Source organism: Pseudomonas sp. B329, from assembly GCF_023127835.1.
Classification (GTDB): domain Bacteria; phylum Pseudomonadota; class Gammaproteobacteria; order Pseudomonadales; family Pseudomonadaceae; genus Aquipseudomonas; species Aquipseudomonas synxantha_A.
In genome coordinates this window covers 135286-154867 of sequence record NZ_SPKP01000069.1, presented here as the reverse complement: position 1 = coordinate 154867, position 19582 = coordinate 135286, and the positions used below count along the sequence as shown (strand labels likewise).

Below are 19582 nucleotides of genomic sequence, written 5' to 3'. Positions count from 1 at the left end.
GGAGTGGTGTTGTGGATAAGGTTCTGACATTCAAACAAGGCCGCGTACCGCTGCTGATCAGCATGCCCCACGCCGGCGTGCGCCTGACGCCTGCGGTCGAGGCCGGGTTGATTCCCCAAGCGCAAAGCCTGCCGGACACCGACTGGCATATTCCGCTGCTGTATGACTTTGCCGAAGAACTGGGCGCCAGCACCCTGGCGGCGGAGTACTCGCGGTTTGTCATCGACTTGAACCGGCCTTCCGACAACAAGCCGCTCTATGCCGGCGCTACCACTGGCCTGTACCCGGAGACGCTGTTCGATGGTGTGCCCTTGTTCCGCGAGGGGCTGGAGCCGAACGAGACCGAGCGCGCCAGTTACTTGCAGAAAATTTGGGGCCCATATCACCGCACGCTGCAGGAGGAACTGGCACGGCTCAAGGCCGAATTCGGCTACGCGTTGCTGTTCGATGCGCACTCGATCCGCTCGGTGATCCCGCACCTGTTCGACGGCAAGCTGCCGGACTTCAACCTCGGCACCTTCAACGGCGCTGCCTGTGATCCCGAGTTGGCCAGCCAACTGGAAGCCATCTGCGCCGGGCATCCGCAGTACAGCCATGTGTTGAACGGGCGCTTCAAGGGCGGGCATATCACCCGTCACTACGGCAATCCCGCGCAGGATGTTCATGCGGTGCAGTTGGAGTTGGGGCAATGCACGTATATGGAAGAGGTTGAGCCGTTTCGGTATCGGGCGGATTTGGCTGAGCCGACGCGGGAGGTATTGAAGCAGTTGTTGCAAGGTTGTTTGGCCTGGGGGAAAAAGCAGTACGGCTGAAATCGCCACCGCAAGCCAGTCGCGCCTGCTGATCGTTGCCGGCCTGTGGATGACCGCTGTGATCGGTGGCTCGGCCAGGAATCGACAGCAGCGCTGAGGAGGCGGGCGGTGTTGCTAAGAGTTGCACGCGCGTTTGACCGTCACTGGACAATATCGCTTTGTTTCAGGTCGCCGTGCACCTTCACCTCCAGTGGCTGACCTTGGCCATCGAAGACCCGCAGTGTGCTGATGTTCTTGTGTGGGTCGTAGGATATGGAGGCGTCGCCTTTTTGCATCTGCGCCGATTTGCCATCGACAAATCGCAATGGGGCGTCTCCGATTTTACTGCGTATGCCCGACACATCGACCTTGTCCTTGCCGCTTTCAAAATCCATGATTTCGTCGGTTCCATCCACGCTGTTCGATTCAGTCCAACTACCATAAACATAGGTGTCGGCACCTTTTCCGCCCCACAGTTTATCCGCGCCTCTGCCACCATCAATAATGTCGTCGCCATCACCACCCTTGAGTATGTTGTCGGCGTCGTTACCGATTATCAGGTCATTGCCTTTGCCACCAATCGCGTTTTCGATGATGACGCCCCGGGCAATAGAGAGGTTTCGATCGCGGCCATTGGCATTGGTGAAGGTGCCAGGCGTCAGGTTGATCTTTTGGTTTTTCTGATAGCCGGATAAATCCAGTGTGTCGTTGCCGCCGCTATCCCAAAGGGTACCTCTGAGCTCATCCTTGTCGGACTTGAGCTTGAGGAAGTTTCGGTTGGCGTTGGAGTTGAAGCCGTAGACGGTGTCCTCTTTGCGAGTATTGTGGTTCACACCGTACCGGGTCTGTATGGCGGTGATGTCATCCTGTAGGGGGGACTTCGCAACCGAGCCATGCTGGTATTTGCTCATAATGGTGTGGGAACGGGAATCTTCCACATAACCGAGTTTTTGCTGTTCATATTTTGTTCCGTAGTTGCCTCCTGGATGCTTCAAGCCAAGCGTGTGGCCGACTTCATGGATCAGAGTCGTCATGCCGCTCGGGCCTGCACTTTCTTTTTCTGTGGTCCATACATGCGCCGTTAGCCTGTCTTTCGTCGGCGGCAAGGCGTGGGGGTTGAAAGGGGTGTACTGACCTTTGTCATTCAGTCTGGTTTTGAAGTTGCCGAAGTTGATATGACCTTCGCTTTGTTCATTTCTCGGCCCTTCTACAAATTTCACGTTTGTCACATCTTCCCAGAGCTTGAGTGCCTCGCGGGTTTTGGCTTTGTTTGCTTCGGACACATCAGTCACGCCTTGGTAACTGTCATGTTGCCCTTCAGGTTTATCGGAGCCGGGGGTAAATGAATAGGTGATGGTGATGACGCCATCGCCGTTCTTATCCTTCCAGATCGGATTCGGGCTTATCAGTCGCGCAGTGGCTTCCTCTGCGGTCTTGGACTTCAGGCCGTTGATTTCGATGTGCCCGCCACGATCATCACGACGCCTGAACTGTTCAACTTGTTGATATGTGGCACTTCCTTGCGGGGGAAGTCTGCTGATCGACATGGGATTCTCTATTCAAAGTTGGCGAGCTCTGAGCTTGGCGATGTCGAATCCAGTCGCAATTAAGAGTTTTCCGCAGTAGTGAGATGTCTTGCTCGCTGATTTGTAGGAAAGGGCAGTGACGCAATTGCAGCAACTCGACGATAACGTGCTGCATTACCTGAGCAGCGAAGGGCTGACACAGGTCTAAGCGCTCAATGACATGCTCATTGCACAATTCGGGTTTATGATGCGAGACGGCAAAATAATAGACGTCCCCCCAGGGATGAACCCGACACCCTACGGAGCGCGCAATGCAGACTTGGTACCCGCAGATCAAACCCTACGCCCGGCATGATCTGGCAGTCGATGACACCCACACGCTGTATGTCGATGAAAGTGGCTCTCCCGAGGGCTTGCCCGTCGTGTTCATCCACGGGGGGCCAGGTGCCGGTTGCGACGCCCAGAGCCGCTGCTATTTCGATCCGAACCTCTACCACATCGTCACCTTCGACCAGCGTGGCTGCGGGCGCTCCACCCCCCGCGCCAACCTTGAGAACAACACCACCTGGGATCTGGTCGCCGACCTTGAGCGCATCCGCGAGCACCTGGGCATCGACAAATGGGTGCTGTTCGGCGGCTCCTGGGGTTCAACCCTGGCCCTGGCCTACGCACAAACCCATCCAGAGCGTGTGCTTGGCCTGATTGTGCGCGGCATCTTCCTGGCCCGCCCGCAGGATATTCACTGGTTCTACCAAGAGGGCGCGAGCCGTCTTTTCCCGGACTACTGGCAGGACTACCTGGCGCCAATCCCGGTGGAAGAACGCCACGACATGATTGCCGCCTACCACAAGCGCCTCACCGGCAACGACCAGATCGCCCAGATGCATGCGGCCAAAGCCTGGTCGGGTTGGGAAGGGCGCATGCTCGGCCTGTGCCCGAGCCCGCAGCATGTGGAGCGTTTTTCCGAACCGCAACGCGCGCTGTCCATTGCGCGTATCGAGTGCCATTACTTCACCAACAACTCCTTCCTGGAGCCCAACCAGCTGATTCGCGATATGCACAAGATCGCCCATCTGCCGGGCATCATCATCCATGGTCGCTACGACATGATCTGCCCGCTGGATAACGCCTGGGAGCTGCATCAGGCCTGGCCCAACAGTGAATTGCAGGTGATTCGCGAGGCTGGCCATGCCGCGTCTGAGCCGGGCATCACCGACGCGCTGGTGCGCGCCACCGGCGAGATGGCACGGCGCCTGCTTGATCTGCCGCCTGAAGAAGCATGAAGGGCCTGTTGCAGCGGGTGCGTGGCGCCCGCGTCGAAGTAGCCGGTGAGGTCGTGGGGGCGATTGACCAAGGTTTGCTGGTGCTGGTCGCCGTCGAACCTACAGATACGCCCGAGAGCGCCGACAAACTGCTGCACAAGCTGCTTAACTACCGGGTGTTCAGTGACGCCGAGGGCAAGATGAACCTCTCGCTCAAGGATATCGGCGGCGGGTTGCTGCTGGTGTCGCAGTTCACCCTGGCGGCGGACACGAAGAGCGGGCTGCGGCCAAGCTTCTCCACCGCTGCCCCTCCGGCCTTGGGAGCGGCGCTTTTTGAGCACTTGTTGTTACAAGCGCAACAATTGCATGGCAAGGTGGCGTCAGGGCGTTTTGGCGCTGATATGCAGGTGCATTTGGTCAATGATGGCCCTGTGACCTTTCTCTTACAGACATGAATGTATGAAAAACGACTTTAATGCCTAAAAACGCAGGTTTTCGCTACAAATACTTCGCTGTCCCTGATGCGTTGTCTCGCGGGCTACTAGATAATCGCGCGCTACGGGGATCAGCGTTGTTTGGTCCATTTTTGACTTAGGTAGAGCCTTGTCCGATAGCCTTTGGGGAATCATTTTGCCTTGGGGGAGTCGGAACATTGCTCGCCAACCTGGCATATAGATAGCTGGCCGTTGGTTTTTTGATCTGTTTTCGGCGAGGGTTGCTCGTGATTGTTAGTCCCTGTAATGCACCAAAATTGTCTGCCAAACGGTTACGAAACGCACTGGTAACGGGCTCTGCCCTGTTTTGCCTGTTCGGCGCGGGTCAACTGTGGGCATTCAGTCTGGATGATGTGTCGGCCAAGGCAAAAGAGCTGGCCGGGCAGAAATACGAAGCTCCGCGCAGCAATCTGCCGAACGAATTCCGCGAAATGAAATTCGCTGACTACCAGAAGATTCGTTTCCGCAACGAAAAAGCCGAGTGGGCCGATCAGAACACCCCGTTCAAGCTGTCCTTCTATCACCAGGGTATGCATTTCGATACGCCGGTGAAAATCAATGAAGTCACCGCCGACAGCGTGCATGAAATCAAGTACGACCCGACTCGCTTCGATTTCGGTGACGTGAAATTTGATCCCAAAGCCACCGAACAGCTGGGCTATGCCGGTTTCCGTGTGCTTTTCCCGATCAACAAGGCCGACAAGCAAGACGAAATCATGACCATGCTCGGCGCGAGCTATTTCCGCGTCGTCGGCAAGGACCAGGTGTATGGCCTGTCCGCCCGTGGCATGGCTATCGATACCGCGCTGCCGTCCGGTGAAGAGTTCCCACGGTTCACCGAGTTCTGGATCGAGCGACCAAAGCCGGGCGACAAGCACCTGGTGATCTTCGCCCTGCTGGACTCGCCGCGCGCTACCGGTGCCTATCGCCTGATCCTGCGCCCCGGCACCGACACCGTGGTCGATGTGAAATCCCAGATGTTCCTGCGCGACAAGGTCAGCAAGCTGGGGGTTGCCCCGTTGACCTCGATGTTCCTGTTCGGCGCCAACCAGCCTTCCAAGGTGCTTAACTACCGTCGCGAGCTCCACGATTCCAGCGGCCTGTCGATCCACGCCGGCAATGGCGAGTGGATCTGGCGCCCGTTGAACAACCCTAAACACCTGTCGGTCAGCAACTTCAGCGTCGAGAACCCGCGTGGCTTCGGCCTGCTGCAACGTGGCCGCAACTTCAGCCACTACGAAGACCTGGACGACAACTACGACAAGCGCCCAAGCGCCTGGATCGAACCTGAAGGCGATTGGGGCAAGGGCTCCGTTGACCTGGTAGAGATCCCGACAGCCGATGAAACCAACGACAACATCGTGGCGTTCTGGAGCCCGGCCGAACTGCCGGAAGTCGGCAAGCCGCTGGACATCGCCTACCGTCTGCACTGGACCCTGGACGATGCTGCATTCCATTCGCCGGACAGCGCCTGGGTCAAGCAGACCCTGCGTTCTACCGGTGACGTGAAGCAATCCAACCTGATCCGTCAGCCCGATGGCAGCGTGGCCTACCTGGTGGACTTCGAAGGCCCGGCCTTGAAGAAACTGTTGCCGGACGCCCCGGTGCGCAGCCAGGTGAGCGTGGGCGACAACGCCGAACTGGTTGAAAACAGTGTGCGCTACAACGAACACACCAAAGGCTGGCGCCTGACCCTGCGTATGAAGATCAAGGACGCAGGCAAACCAACCGAAATGCGTGCGGCACTGGTGCAGGATGTGGTGCAACCAGCGCCTGAGCCGGTTTCCAATCACGTGTTGAAGGCTGACAAAGTCCTGGCCAAGCAGCACGAGAAACAGGCCAGGAAAGACGCAAAAGACAAGCAAGACCCGCAGCCAGAAGCTGCCCCAGCCACACCGGAGCCGGCCAAGACCGAACAAGTCCTGACCGAAACCTGGAGCTATCAGTTGCCTGCCGATGAGTAATTCAAATGTCCGGCCAGAGACTCTGAGCGAGTATCTGGCGCACCTCCCGTTGACCGCTGAGCAGCGCGCCGAGCTGGCGGGCTGCAACTCGTTCAGCGAATTGCACGAACGCTTGTCGTCGTCGACTTTCGACGCACCGACTGAGGCCGCCCAGGCTTCGGTCGGCCGTCGCTTGACCCTCAACAGCGCCGAAGAGCTGCAAGACGCCGAGATGCTGGCGCTCGACGCCAGCGGTCGCGTGTGCCTTAAAGCCACGCCGCCGATCCGCCGGACCAAAGTGGTGCCCGAGCCCTGGCGCACCAACATTCTGGTGCGCGGCTGGCGCAGGATGACGGGTCGCACCAACCCGCCCAAGCCACCCAAGGATGAGCGCGTACTGCCCGCTGCCCGCTGGCGTACCGTGGGTTCGATCCGTCGCTATATCCTGTTGGTGTTGATGCTGGGCCAGACCATTGTCGCCGGCTGGTACATGAAAGGCATCATGCCGTACCAGGGCTGGTCGCTGGTCGACTTCGATGAAATCCGCAACCAGACCCTGCTGCAAACCGCCACTCAGGTAATGCCTTACGCGCTGCAAACCAGCATCCTGATCATGTTCGGGATTCTGTTCTGCTGGGTCTCGGCCGGTTTCTGGACCGCACTCATGGGCTTCCTGGAGCTGCTGACCGGTCACGATAAATACCGCATCTCCGGTAAAAGTGCCGGTAACGAGCCAATTCCGAAGGATGCGCGCACCGCACTGGTAATGCCGATCTGCAACGAAGACGTGCCGCGGGTATTCGCAGGTTTGCGTGCCACGTTCGAATCGGTAGCCGCCACCGGTGACCTGGATCGCTTCGATTTCTTTGTGCTCAGCGACAGTAACGACGCCGACATCTGCATCGCCGAACAGCAAGCCTGGCTCGACGTGTGCCGCGAAGCTGGCGGCTTTGGCAAGATCTTCTATCGCCGCCGCCGCCGTCGTGTAAAGCGCAAGAGCGGCAACCTCGACGACTTCTGCCGTCGCTGGGGTGGCGACTACAAATACATGGTCGTTCTCGACGCGGACTCAGTGATGAGCGGCGAATGCCTGACCAGCCTGGTACGCCTGATGGAAGCCACGCCGGATGCGGGGATTATCCAGACCGCGCCGCGGGCGTCGGGCATGGACACCCTGTATGCGCGTATGCAGCAGTTCGCTACCCGCGTATACGGCCCATTGTTTACCGCCGGCCTGCACTTCTGGCAGTTGGGTGAATCCCACTATTGGGGTCACAACGCCATTATCCGCATGAAACCGTTTATCGAACACTGCGCCCTGGCGCCGTTGCCAGGTAAGGGCGCATTCGCCGGTGCAATCCTTTCCCACGACTTCGTTGAAGCCGCGCTGATGCGCCGTGCCGGCTGGGGCGTGTGGATTGCCTACGACTTGCCGGGCAGTTACGAAGAACTGCCGCCGAACCTGCTGGACGAACTCAAGCGTGACCGTCGCTGGTGCCACGGTAACCTGATGAACTTCCGCCTGTTCCTGGTTAAAGGCATGCACCCGGTGCACCGTGCGGTGTTCCTGACCGGCGTGATGTCCTACCTGTCGGCGCCGTTGTGGTTCTTCTTCCTGGTGTTGTCCACGGCGTTGCTGGCGGTGAACACCCTGATGGAGCCGCAGTACTTCATGGCGCCGCGCCAGTTGTACCCACTATGGCCACAATGGCACCCGGACAAGGCGGTGGCGCTGTTCTCCACCACCATCGTGCTGTTGTTCCTGCCCAAGCTGCTCAGCATCATCCTGATCTGGGCCAAGGGTGCCAAGGAGTTCGGCGGCAAGTTCAAGGTGACCTTGTCGATGCTGCTGGAGATGCTGTTCTCCATGCTGCTGGCGCCGGTGCGGATGATTTTCCACACCCGTTTCGTCCTCGCCGCTTTCCTCGGTTGGGCTGCCACCTGGAACTCGCCGCAGCGTGACGACGACTCCACGCCTTGGAGTGAAGCGGTCAAGCGTCACGGCCCGCAAACTATCCTCGGCTTCCTGTGGGCGCTGTTGGTGGTGTGGTTGAACCCAAGTTTCCTGTGGTGGCTGGTGCCGATTGTCGGCTCGCTGATGCTGTCGATTCCGGTGTCGGTGATTTCCAGCCGGGTCAAGCTGGGCCTCAAGTCCCGTGACGAGAGCCTGTTCCTGATCCCCGAGGAGTACAATCCGCCGCAAGCGCTGCTGTCGACCGAGAAGTACACCCACGAAAACCGTTGGCACGCCCTCAATGACGGTTTCGTGCGTTCGGTGGTCGACCCGCAGCAGAACGCCCTGGCCTGTGCCTTGGCGACCTCGCGTCACCGTGAGGCCGAGCCGATCGAGTATCTGCGCATGGAGCGCGTTCGCCATGCGTTGAAAGTCGGCCCTGCCGGCCTCAACAACAGCGAACGCCTGGCCCTGCTCAGCGACCCGGTAGCCCTGGCTCGCCTGCATGAGCAGGTCTGGAACGAAGGTCATGCCGAGTGGCTCGGTGCCTGGCGTGCTTCGATCAAGGCAGATCCGCACGCGCCATTGCTGCCTCTGCAACCGCAGTCGCCGCAGGCCCAACCGGCCTGATTCAGACGCCCCCGAGGGCTCGCCTCGGGGGCGCTGCAGACGCTGGTCCTACAGCGTTTACAGTCGCTTCCTTTTATCCCTAACTCCTTGTTATTTCGAAACAAAAGAACTTTGATCGAGGCGTATTGTCGTGCCTGTCGCTGGGTTAGCATCGCCCCCCAAAATTTGACTCGCCACGGGGGCATTCATGATCAAAAGGTATTGTTCGGTATTGCTGGTTAGCGTTTTCCTATGGGCTTACGCGGGTCTGCTGAGTGCGGGCGCCCTGGACGATGCTGTTCGTCGCGGCGTGTTGAAGGTGGGGACCACGCCCAATTACGTGCCCTTCGAGATGCTCGATAAGCAGGGGCGCATCGTCGGTTTTGAAATTGACTTGCTCCGCGCCATGAGCCGTGCACTGGGCGTGGAACTTGAGCTGATTGCGGTGCCGTATACGGATTTGGTACCGGGGTTGATGGCGAAGAAATTCGACCTGATTGGCAGTGGCATGACCGTCACCCAAGAGCGCAACCTGAAGCTCAACTTCAGCGACTCTTTCATTGTGGTGGGTCAGACCGTGCTGCTGCACCCCCGCTTGGCCGGCATCGTTTCCAGCATCGAAGAGCTGGACGACGCCAGCTACCGGGTGGTGACTATCCAGGGCACGACCGGAGAGGCAGCAGCCCAGCGTTTTCTGGGGGCTGCTCAACTGAGCACGGTGACGACCCCGGAAGACGGTGTGCGGCAGGTCGTGGAAGGCAAGTTCGATGCGTTTATCCATGATGCGCCCTACAACCTGATCGCGATGAGCCGGCCGCAGAACAGCGCCTTGTTGACACTGGAACAACCCTTCACCTTTGAGCCCCTGGCGTTTGGTTTGAAAAAGGGTGATTACGACAGCCTCAACTGGATCAATCACTTTCTCAACCAGATCGCTCAGGATGGCTCCTACGATCACCTGCATGACAAGTGGTTCAGGGACACGGCCTGGATGGCAGAGATTGAGTGATGGTCATAACTACTTACACATCAATCAATTGTCGAGGGGCTGCGTAGACGCGTCTACCCCTGCGCTTGACTGCGCCGCCGTAGGACTTTTACGACATACGCCGATAACATTTACCGCTGAAACCTTTGTGACGGACAACGAGTGGGTTAGGATCGCATCCCGAAATGGCGCAGCCCTTTTGTGCGCCGACCTTATAAGAATCGTTCAGGGGTCTTGAAGATGAAAAAGTATCTTTCGATGCTGATGCTCGGCGTCACCGCGATGGTCGCTGCCACTGCGGCCCAGGCCGGTGCCATCGACGATGCGGTCAAGCGCGGCACGTTGAAAGTCGGCATGGACCCGACCTACATGCCGTTCGAAATGACTGACAAGCGCGGTGAAATCATCGGCTTCGAAGTCGACATCCTCAAGGCCATGGCCAAGTCCATGGGGGTCAAGCTGGAGCTGGTGTCCACCGGTTATGACGGCATCATCCCGGCCTTCCTGACCGGCAAGTTCGACATGATCGGCAGCGGCATGACCCTGACCCAGGAGCGCAACCTGCGCCTGAACTTCAGCGAACCCTTCATCGTGGTCGGCCAGACCCTGCTGATCCGCAAGGACCTGGAAGGCACCATCAAGTCCTACAAAGACCTGAACGATGAGAAATACCGTCTGACCTCCAAGCTCGGCACCACCGGTGAGATGGTCGCCAAAAAGCTGATTTCCAAGGCCAAGTACCACGGCTACGACAACGAGCAGGAAGGCGTGCTGGATGTGGTCAACGGCAAGGCTGACGCCTTCGTCTATGACGCACCGTATAACGTAGTAGCCGAGAAGAAAGTCGGCAACGGCAAGCTGGTGTTCCTGGAAGAACCCTTCACCTTTGAACCCCTGGCGTTCGGTTTGAAGAAAGGCGATTACGACAGCATCAACTTCATCAATAACTTCCTGCACCAGATCCGTAACGACGGCACCTACGATCGTATCCATGACAAGTGGTTCAAGAGCTCCGAGTGGCTCAAGGACATGGAATAAGGCCTGACACCGAGTTGCCTGCATCGCAGGCAAGCCAGCTCCCACATTTGACTGTATTTACACATCAAATGTGGGAGGGGGCTTGCCCTCGATGGCGGCCTATCAGGCAACACATATCCGGAAAGTGAAATGAAACAGAAAAAAGCCCAATGGCCCTGGCACCTGCTGACGGTGGTCGTGCTGGTCGGCCTGGCTGGCGCCTTGTACTACGCCACCTCGTTGATGTCCTACGAGTGGCGCTGGAACCGCGTGCCGCAATACTTCGCCTATCAAGCCGAAACCTCCCAGCGCGCCGCGGATATTTCCACCGTGGTCGAGTTGGTGCGCAAAGGCGATGTGGCCGAAGTCACCCTGCGCAACGACGCGGGGGCCGAGCAAAAGCTCACGGTTGCCGACAACAGCCTGCAAGTGGCGCGCGGTGATGATGTGGCTGAGGGCGATGTGGTCGGCGTGACCCGCCAGTGGGCGTTGGGGCCGCTGATGTGGGGCTTGTGGACCACGCTGTGGCTGTCGGTGGTGTCCGGCATCCTGGGCTTGGCGATAGGTTTGGCGACCGGTTTGTGCCGGCTCTCCAAAAACCCGACCCTGCGGGATTTGTCGACGATCTACGTCGAACTGGTGCGCGGTACGCCGCTGCTGGTGCAGATTTTCATTTTCTATTTCTTCATCGGCACGGTGCTCAACCTCTCCCGGGAGTTTGCCGGGATCGCCGCGCTGTCGTTGTTCACCGGCGCCTACGTGGCCGAAATCGTCCGCGCCGGCGTGCAGTCTATCACCCGTGGCCAGGATGAAGCGGCGCGTTCCTTGGGCTTGAGCGCCAGCCAGTCGATGCGCCATGTGGTGTTGCCGCAAGCCTTCAAGCGCGTGCTGCCACCCCTGGCCGGGCAATTTATCAGCCTGGTCAAGGACACGTCCCTGGTGTCGGTGATCGCGATTACCGAATTGCTCAAGAGTGGCCGCGAAGTGATCACCACCTCGTTTTCGCCATTCGAGATCCTGTTCTGTGTGGCAGGCCTGTACCTGCTGATCAACCTGCCGCTGTCGAAAATGGCCAGCCGGCTTGAGCGGAGGCTCGCCCAAAGTGATTGAAGTGCGCGATCTGGTAAAAGTCTTCGACACCCGTGGGCATGTGGTACGCGCGGTTGATCACGTCACCACCCAGGTGGCCAAGGGCGAAGTGCTGGTTGTCATTGGCCCGTCCGGTTCCGGCAAGTCCACCTTCCTGCGCTGCCTCAATGGGTTGGAGGAGTTCGACTCGGGCTCGGTGAGCATTGATGGCCTGCAATTGGCCGATCCTAAAACCGATGTGAACGCCTATCGCCGTGAAGTCGGCATGGTGTTTCAGCATTTCAACCTGTTCCCCCACATGACCGTGCTGGAAAACCTGTGCCTGGCGCAAAAGGTCGTGCGCAAGCGCGGCAAGCAAGAGCGCGAGGCCAAGGCCCTGGCTCTGTTGGAAAAGGTGGGTATCGCGCAGAAGGCCCATGAGTTTCCATCGCGCCTGTCTGGCGGCCAACAGCAGCGGGTCGCGATTGCCCGAGCGCTGGCCATGGAGCCCAAGGTGATGCTGTTTGACGAGCCCACCTCGGCGCTCGACCCGGAAATGGTTGGCGAAGTCCTCGACGTCATGAAGACCCTGGCCCTGGAAGGCATGACCATGGTCTGCGTGACCCACGAGATGGGCTTTGCTCGCGAAGTGGCGGACCGGGTGCTGTTCTTCGACCATGGCAAACTGCTCGAAGATGCCGCGCCCGCAGCCTTCTTTGCAGCCCCCCAGGACCCGCGGGCTCAAGCCTTCCTGCGCCAGGTGTTGTAACTGCTCAGACCTTGAACCGGCCTACCGAGCGCGCCAGGTCTGTGCCCAGGCGCGCCAGCTCGATGCTGGCCGCCGCCGTCTGCTCACTGGCGGTCGAGGTTTGTTCCGACGCATCCTTGACCTTCAGTACGCTGCGGTTGATCTCTTCGGCCACCGCGCTTTGCTCCTCGGCTGCTGCGGCAATCTGTGGGTTCATCTCCTGAATCACCGATACCGTACGGGTGATGTTGGCAAGGGCTGCGCCTGCGCGGCGCGTCAGCTCCACGCTGTTGTCGGTCAGGCTGAGACTGTTGTCCAGGATATCGGCGGTGTGTTGCGTGCCACGCTGCAAACCCTCGATCAACATCTCGATTTCCTCGGCTGATTGCTGGGTGCGCTGGGCCAGGGTGCGTACTTCGTCGGCCACTACAGCGAAACCGCGACCGGCTTCACCCGCGCGTGCCGCTTCGATAGCGGCGTTAAGGGCCAGCAGGTTGGTTTGCTCGGACACCGATTTGATCACCTCCAGCACGCTGCCGATCTTCTGGCTTTCCTGTTGCAAACCTTGCATCGCCAGGCTCGAGCGGTTCATCTGCTCGGCCAGATGTTCGATATGGGTAATCGCTTCGGCCACCACCTGGTCGCCCACACCTGCTTGTTGATCAGCCTCAGTGGCGGCAATCGAGGCTTGCTCTGCATGACGAGCGACCTCTTGGGAGGTCGCGAGCATTTCGTTCATGGCGGTGGCGACTTGCTCGGTTTCCAGTTTCTGGCCATTGACCCCGGCGCGGGTTTGCTCGGTGACGGCGGACAGTTGCTCGGCGGCGCTTGCGATCTGGCGGGCGCTGTCGTTGATACCGCCGATCAGGGCGCGCAGGTTGAGCGTCATCTGGCCGATGCTGCGTTGCAATTGGCCCAGTTCGTCGCGCCGCGAGGTAGTGATATCGTGGCTCAGGTCGCCCTCGGCGATGCGGTTGGCTGTCAGCAGCGCCTGGCGCAACGGCCGCACGATCTGGCCGGCGATCAGCCAGGCAGCGAGGGCCCCGAGCAGCAGCGCTGCGCCTGTCACGTAGAGCAACATCAGGCGAGCCAAGTCTGCTTCTTTATCGCGTTGCAGGGTCTGTTCCTCGCTCAGGCGGTCGCTTTGCGAGAGTAACTGGTCCAGCCACTGCTCCAGTTGATTCTGGGTGTTTTCAACAGTGACCTGCGCGTCCTTGACGCGGTTGAGTTGGGCGCGATAGTCGAGCAGGGCGCTATTCAGAGCGGTGCTGTCGACCGGTAAAGCCGTCACGGCAGACTGAGCACCGTCGAGGGCCTTGAGCGCGTCGTCCACGCCTTGGGTGTAAATCTGCAGTGTGTCTGCGGCCCATGCCGGTGCCTTGGCGCGGTCTTCGGCTTTTTCCAACGCCAGGCGCAGGTTTTCCACGCTATCCAAGGCTTTCTCATCGTTCTGGTCGGGCAAGTCACTGGAAAATTGTCCAAGGGTGTCGCTGGCCGCCACAGAACTGCTGGTGAGCCCCTTCTGCGCTTGCTCACGTTGTTGCATCAAGGTGGGTAGCCCGCCCAGTGCGGTCTTGAAGCGCGCGCTGAGGCGACTGGAGTCTTGGACTTGCTGCAGATGTGCCTGGATTTTCAGGCGATCCGCCAACTCGACCAGGTAACCGTCGATTTTTTCCATGTGCCGGCCGATCTTGTCGAAGTTCGTCGGTTCATTGAGGGTGCGGTACACAATCCGTTCGGCGCGTAGCTCTTCACCGGCCACGGCCAATCGAGAAAGGGTGGTCAAGGTTTGTGCACGAAAGAGCGAGTCGTTCAGTGCCTGCCATCCCGTCAGGGCGACAGCCATGCACAGTGCCAGCACCAGGCCGAAGCCAAGGATAAGCTTGAGGGTGACGCTGGTATTGCCCAATACGCGGGTCAGTGGTCGAAACATGATGCACCTCCATCAGCAAAGAGAAAGCGTCTCGCAGTCCGACTGACGCAGGTCAGGAGGAGTGGGAACGCTAAATCTTTTCGGCAAGGGGCGCGTAAGAATTGACCTGAAAGACGTGTAGGAAATTTCACAAGTTGCAGAGAGGGCCCCGCACGGGCCACTCCCTGGTGTGAGCGTGTCAGACCCTGAAGCGGCCGACCAATGCTTGCAGATGAATGCCCAGGCGCGCCAGTTCTGCACTCGACGCAGCGGTTTCTTCGCTGGCCGAGGACGTCTGTTCGGATACGTCACGCACATTCAACACGCTGCGGTTGATCTCTTCGGCTACGGCGCTCTGTTGCTCGGCGGCGGTGGCGATTTGTGAGTTCATCGCCTGGATGGTTGAAACCGTGCGGGTGATATTCGCCAATGCGCTGCCGGCGCGACGCGTCAGTTCAACGCTGCTGTCGGTCAGCCCACGGCTGTTGTCCATGATGGAGGCCACCTGCTGGGTACCGTTTTGCAGGCCGACGATCAGCTCTTCAATCTCTTCGGTGGACTTCTGTGTGCGCTGGGCCAGGCTGCGCACTTCATCGGCCACCACCGCGAAGCCACGCCCGGCCTCCCCGGCACGCGCCGCTTCAATGGCCGCATTCAGCGCCAGCAGGTTGGTTTGCTGGGCGACGGATTTGATCACGTCAAGCACGCTGCCGATCTTGTCGCTTTCGCGCTTCAGGTCGCCCATGGCGAGGGTGGAGTTGCCGACTTCGGTCGCCAGGCGTTCGATCTGGGCGATGGCTTCGCCGACCACCTTGTCACCTTCACGGGCCTGTTGGTCTGCGGCTACAGCAGCTTCCGAGGCTTGCTCGGCATTGCGTGCAACTTCCTGCACGGTGGCGGCCATTTCGTTCATGGCGGTGGCGACCTGATCGGTCTCGACCTTTTGGCTGTTGACCCCCGCGCTGGTCTGTTCAGTCACGGCCGACAACTGCTCGGCCGCGCTGGCGATCTGGGTGACGCCGTCGCTGATACCACCGATCAACGCGCGCAGGCCCACGGTCATGCTCTGCATGGCGCGTTGCAACTGGCCCAGTTCGTCCTGGCGGCCAGAGTCCAGGTTGTGGCTCAGGTCGCCGGAGGCCACGCGCTCGGCGACCTTGAGGGTCTGGTTTAGCGGGATGACGATCTGGCGGGTGATGGCCCAGGCTGCGAACAGGCCGAAGACCATCGCCAGTACGGTGGCGAGCAGCAACAGATACTTGGCCTGGGCCACATCGTGGTCGCGCACTGCGGTTTGCGACGTGGTGAGTTTCTCGCTATGGCCCAGCAGAATATCGCCCTGGGCGCTCATGATTTTAAGGGCGGCGGCACTGGCCACTTGGGAGTCGCGATATTGGCTGACGGCGGCGCGATAGGCTTGCAGTGAGACACCAGCCTCTTGCAGGTTGGCCTGGTAGGGCGCTGGCAGTTGGCTTTGCAGTTCGGTGATTTTTTTCAGGGCATTGTCGATGGCATCAAGGGCCGGTTGCTCGGCCTCGACTTTGCCGCTGTAGGTGTAGCCGCGTACCTGGAAGCGCGCTTGCTGGATCAGCTTGCTCAGGTCAACCACGCTGTTGAACTGGGTGACGCTGTCGCCTTGCAGGAGGCTTTTTTCAATCTCGTTGGTTTTGGCCACGGCATTGTCGGCGGTGTCGCCGAGCTTGCTGCGCGCGCCCTCACGCTTGAGGCCCGCCTGGACCATGGCCGCGAAGGCTTTTTTGTATTGGCTCAACGCTTCCTGTTGTTGTTCGACGAGGGCCTTGTCATTGGGCTGTTCGATTAACTGCGCGGCGGTTTCAAGGCCATTGTCCAACTGAGTAATCAGGCCGGTGACCGCGTCGGTGCCTTGTTCGCCGCGGCGCATATCAAAGTCCAGGCGCGCCAGGCGCAGGTCTTTGGTCAGGCCATTGAGGCTGGAGATAAAACCCAGCTTATCGCCGCGATTGATTACGTCGCCCAGGCCGGTCCAGCCGGTAAAGGTGATCAACAGCGTCAGGATCAACACCAGGCCAAAGCCGACGCTCAGCTTGCGGTTGACGCTTACATTCCCCAGTTTCTCGGCTAACCAACGATACATGCTGCGAACTCCCCTGGAACAAGGCTTGGACTTATTCAGAGGCTATCGGCATGGGCATAGGATTCTGTAGCGCCACAGATCCAATGTGAGAGGGGGCTTGCCCCCGATGGCAGAGTGTCAGCCACCACATTCAGTGATTGATACACCGCTATCGCGGGCAAGCCCCCTCCCACATCTGGGCTGTAGTGTTTTTGGATTTGATATCAGAACAGTCGGGCGAGCAGGGCCGTCACGGCGGTTTCAACCCGCAGGATGCGCGCACCTAGCTGCACCGGCTGTAGACCGGCCTTGGTCAGCAGGTCCACCTCATAGGGAATCCAACCACCTTCTGGGCCAATCGCCAGCGTCACCGGCTCATCCAGCCCATGGGGGCAGGCCGGGTAATCGCCGGGATGGCCGATCAGGCCCAGGGTGCCTTCAACCATGGCCGGCAGGCGATCTTCGACAAACGGTTTGAAGCGCTTTTCGATAATGATCTCGGGCAGCACCGTGTCCCGCGCCTGTTCCAGACCGAGGATCAGTTGCTCGCGAACCGCTGCAGGTTCCAGGAATGGGGTCTGCCAGAAGCTTTTTTCCACGCGGTAGCTGTTGACCAGCACGACCTTGGGCACGCCCATGGCCGCCACGGTTTGCAGCACCCGGCGCAGCATCTTCGGGCGGGGCAGGGCCAGCAGCAGTGTCAGGGGCAGCTTTGGCGGCGGCGGTTGGTCGAAGCTGACTTGCAGCTCGGCTTCGCCTGCGTCCAGGCGCAGCAGTTGGGCATTGCCCATCAGCCCACCAATGCGGCCCACACGCAGGTTGTCGCCTACGGCGGCGCGGTGGACTTCCTGCATATGCACCAGGCGCCGATCACGCAGCACCACGCGGTCGGCCGCGATGAAGTCGGCGTCTTCCAGCAGCAGCAGGTTCACGGCTGGGTCGCTGGCGGCTGGTCGTCGTCGGCAGGCTGGTCGTCCGGGTGTTCGCCGCGCTTGCTGATCAAGCCGCTGAACAGGATGCCCACTTCGAACAGCATCCACATCGGCACGGCCAGCAAGGTCTGGGAGAAGATGTCCGGCGGCGTGAGGATCATGCCGACCACAAAGCAGCCGATGATCACGTACGGGCGGATCTTCTTCAGATATTTGACGTCGACCACTCCGATCCACACCAGCAACACCACCGCCACCGGGATTTCGAAGGCCACGCCAAAGGCGAAGAACAGCGTCATCACGAAGTCGAGGTAGCTGGTGATATCGGTCATCATCTCCACGCCGGCCGGGGTGGCGGCGGCGAAGAACTTGAAGATCAGCGGGAACACCAGGAAGTAGGCGAAGGCCATGCCGGTATAGAACAGCAGGATGCTCGACACCAGCAACGGCACTGCGATGCGCTTCTCGTGCTTGTACAGGCCCGGCGCAATAAAGCCCCAGATCTGATGCAGGATCACCGGGATCGCCAGAAACAGCGAAACCATCATGGTCAGCTTCAATGGCGTCAGGAACGGCGACGACACGTCGGTGGCAATCATCGTCGCACCGACAGGCAGGTACTGGCGCAACGGTGTGGAAACGAAAGTGTAGATCTGCTGGGTGAAGGCAAACAGCCCGGCAAAGATGATGAAGATGGCCGCTACGCAACGCAGCAGGCGGGTACGCAACTCGGTGAGGTGCGAGACCAGCGGCATGTGCTGGTCGTTTTCCGGTTTATCAGCGCTCATGGGGCTCGCGGCGGCAGTGTAGGGTCATGGGGCGCGGGCGACGCGACGGGCGTCGGCGCAGGCGTTATCGGGGCGGGAACGGCTTCGGCAGGGGACACCGGCGCGATGCTCTGCTCGGCCACCGGAGTGACCGGCTTGGCCGGCTCCTGCACCGGGGAAAGAATCTTGCGCGCCTCCTGCTCCAACGACAGGATATGTTCGTTGTGCAATTGCCGGCGGATCTCGTCGGCACCGATTTCACGTTCAACTTCCTGTTTGATCGCGTTGAAACTGCGTTTCAGGCGCCCGATCCACAGGCCGGCGGTGCGTGCGGCACCGGGCAGGCGTTCCGGCCCCAGTACCAGCAGGGCTACCAGGCCGACGAGCAGCAGTTCAGAGAAGCTGATACCAAACATTAGTCAGTGCTCACGAGTCTTTGCGGGTCGGCTCTTGGACTTTTTCAGCCTGCACGTCGAAGGTACGACGCTCGGTGATCGGCTGAGCGGCCTGCGGGTGCACAGGCTGTGCCGGTGGCACCGGGTTTGCGCTTGGCTCGGCGGGTTTCTCGTCGTCGTTCATGGCTTTACGAAAGCCCTTGATCGACTCGCCGACGTCGGTGCCGAGGTTTTTCAGTTTTTTGGTGCCGAACACCAGAACAACCACCACCAGAATGACGATCCAGTGTTTCCAGTCAAAAATGCCCATGCTGCAAATCCTCAAGTCTTGGTTAATCAGGCGGACGGGCGCGAGGCCTTTTCGGCGTGCCCGGACAAGCCGAAGCGACGGTCCAGTTCATCCAGCACGGCCTGTGGATGCTGCCCCAGTTGGGCAAGCATGACCAGGCTATGGAACCACAAGTCGGCGGTCTCATAGATTACATCGCTGTAATCACCGCTGATTTGCGCGTCCTTGGCCGCAATGATGGTCTCGACGGATTCTTCGCCGAGTTTTTCCAGAATCTTGTTCAGACCCTTGTGGTAAAGGCTAGCGACATAGGAGCTGTCGGCATCCGCGCCTTTGCGGTCTTCCAGCACCTGGGCCACACGGTTCAGGGTATCGCTCATGTTCAGTGTCCTGCCGAATAAATGGCGTGCGGGTCTTTAAGCACTGGGTCCACTGTCTTCCATTCGCCGTCTTCGAAGACGCGATAGAAACAGCTGTGGCGCCCGGTATGGCAGGCGATGTCGCCGATCTGATCGACCATCAGGATCACCACGTCAGCGTCGCAGTCCAGGCGCATTTCATGCAGAACCTGCACGTGCCCGGATTCTTCGCCCTTGCGCCACAGTCTGCCACGCGAACGTGACCAGTAGATGGCGCGCTGCTCAGTGGCGGTGAGGCTCAGCGCCTCACGGTTCATCCAGGCCATCATCAATACGCGCCCGGTCTTGTAGTCCTGGGCAATGGCCGGCACCAGGCCGTCACTGTCCCACTTGATCTCGTCCAGCCAGTTTTTCATGTTCGGCTCCGGCAATT

The 19582-nt window shown here is 59.7% G+C and carries 18 protein-coding genes; 9 read left to right on the top strand and 9 right to left on the bottom strand.

The features are described 5' to 3' along the window. Window positions 1–11 precede the first annotated feature (11 nt). Complete coding sequence (gene hutG, locus E4P00_RS28695) at window positions 12–812, top strand: N-formylglutamate deformylase (RefSeq protein WP_078820075.1); 801 nt, start codon at window positions 12–14, stop codon at window positions 810–812. A 140-nt stretch (window positions 813–952) separates the two neighbouring features. Here hutG and E4P00_RS28690 read toward each other — a convergent pair whose 3' ends face one another. Further along, complete coding sequence (locus tag E4P00_RS28690) at window positions 953–2338, bottom strand: M10 family metallopeptidase C-terminal domain-containing protein (RefSeq protein WP_158254342.1); 1386 nt, start codon at window positions 2336–2338, stop codon at window positions 953–955. 290 nt (window positions 2339–2628) lie between these two features. Here E4P00_RS28690 and pip point away from each other — a divergent pair, with 290 nt between their 5' ends. The 8 genes from pip (at window position 2629) to E4P00_RS28650 (ending at window position 12421) form a co-directional block, all read left to right on the top strand. After that, on the top strand, window positions 2629–3600 hold the full coding sequence (pip, locus tag E4P00_RS28685) for a prolyl aminopeptidase (RefSeq protein ID WP_005783969.1): 972 nt from the start codon (window positions 2629–2631) through the stop codon (window positions 3598–3600). After that, window positions 3597–4034, top strand: coding sequence for a D-aminoacyl-tRNA deacylase (gene dtd, locus E4P00_RS28680; protein WP_005783971.1), 438 nt, complete (start codon window positions 3597–3599; stop codon window positions 4032–4034). The genes pip and dtd overlap by 4 nt, the downstream gene beginning before the upstream one ends. Window positions 4035–4300: 266 nt before the next feature. Further along, window positions 4301–6037: a glucan biosynthesis protein G gene (locus E4P00_RS28675; protein ID WP_005783973.1), complete on the top strand. Its 1737-nt coding sequence runs from the start codon at window positions 4301–4303 to the stop codon at window positions 6035–6037. Further along, window positions 6030–8600 (top strand): glucans biosynthesis glucosyltransferase MdoH, encoded by a 2571-nt coding sequence (gene mdoH / locus E4P00_RS28670; RefSeq protein ID WP_005783974.1) that lies wholly within the window; start codon window positions 6030–6032, stop codon window positions 8598–8600. Before E4P00_RS28675 ends, mdoH begins: the two co-directional genes overlap by 8 nt. Before the next feature lie 187 nt (window positions 8601–8787). Continuing rightward, a complete protein-coding gene (locus E4P00_RS28665) occupies window positions 8788–9588 on the top strand; it encodes a transporter substrate-binding domain-containing protein (RefSeq protein ID WP_032878330.1) in 801 nt (266 codons plus the stop codon). Window positions 9589–9807: 219 nt separating this feature from the next. Further along, window positions 9808–10605, top strand: coding sequence for a transporter substrate-binding domain-containing protein (locus tag E4P00_RS28660; protein WP_005783978.1), 798 nt, complete (start codon window positions 9808–9810; stop codon window positions 10603–10605). A gap of 129 nt (window positions 10606–10734) precedes the next feature. After that, window positions 10735–11694 (top strand): amino acid ABC transporter permease, encoded by a 960-nt coding sequence (locus tag E4P00_RS28655; protein WP_005783980.1) that lies wholly within the window; start codon window positions 10735–10737, stop codon window positions 11692–11694. Further along, window positions 11687–12421 (top strand): amino acid ABC transporter ATP-binding protein, encoded by a 735-nt coding sequence (locus E4P00_RS28650; RefSeq protein WP_032878328.1) that lies wholly within the window; start codon window positions 11687–11689, stop codon window positions 12419–12421. The genes E4P00_RS28655 and E4P00_RS28650 overlap by 8 nt, the downstream gene beginning before the upstream one ends. A 4-nt stretch (window positions 12422–12425) precedes the next feature. On the opposite strand, the gene E4P00_RS28645 is transcribed toward E4P00_RS28650, so the two are convergent. The 8 genes from E4P00_RS28645 to hisI form a co-directional block, all read right to left on the bottom strand. Next, window positions 12426–14333 (bottom strand): methyl-accepting chemotaxis protein, encoded by a 1908-nt coding sequence (locus tag E4P00_RS28645; protein WP_248133510.1) that lies wholly within the window; start codon window positions 14331–14333, stop codon window positions 12426–12428. A gap of 178 nt (window positions 14334–14511) precedes the next feature. Continuing rightward, window positions 14512–16428: a methyl-accepting chemotaxis protein gene (locus E4P00_RS28640; protein WP_005783986.1), complete on the bottom strand. Its 1917-nt coding sequence runs from the start codon at window positions 16426–16428 to the stop codon at window positions 14512–14514. Window positions 16429–16631: 203 nt separating this feature from the next. Continuing rightward, window positions 16632–17339 (bottom strand): 16S rRNA (uracil(1498)-N(3))-methyltransferase, encoded by a 708-nt coding sequence (locus E4P00_RS28635; RefSeq protein WP_248133508.1) that lies wholly within the window; start codon window positions 17337–17339, stop codon window positions 16632–16634. Then, on the bottom strand, window positions 17336–18127 hold the full coding sequence (gene tatC / locus E4P00_RS28630) for a twin-arginine translocase subunit TatC (RefSeq protein WP_005783990.1): 792 nt from the start codon (window positions 18125–18127) through the stop codon (window positions 17336–17338). Before tatC ends, E4P00_RS28635 begins: the two co-directional genes overlap by 4 nt. Beyond that, window positions 18124–18522, bottom strand: coding sequence for a Sec-independent protein translocase protein TatB (gene tatB / locus E4P00_RS28625; protein ID WP_078820080.1), 399 nt, complete (start codon window positions 18520–18522; stop codon window positions 18124–18126). Before tatB ends, tatC begins: the two co-directional genes overlap by 4 nt. Before the next feature lie 10 nt (window positions 18523–18532). Further along, on the bottom strand, window positions 18533–18811 hold the full coding sequence (locus E4P00_RS28620) for a twin-arginine translocase TatA/TatE family subunit (protein ID WP_005783993.1): 279 nt from the start codon (window positions 18809–18811) through the stop codon (window positions 18533–18535). A gap of 26 nt (window positions 18812–18837) precedes the next feature. After that, window positions 18838–19170, bottom strand: a complete 333-nt coding sequence (locus E4P00_RS28615; RefSeq protein ID WP_003187881.1) for a phosphoribosyl-ATP diphosphatase — start codon at window positions 19168–19170, stop codon at window positions 18838–18840. Window positions 19171–19172: 2 nt separating this feature from the next. Then, entirely contained in the window at window positions 19173–19565 is a 393-nt protein-coding gene (hisI, locus tag E4P00_RS28610; protein WP_005783996.1) for a phosphoribosyl-AMP cyclohydrolase, read from the bottom strand. Between the last annotated feature and the right edge of the window lie 17 nt (window positions 19566–19582).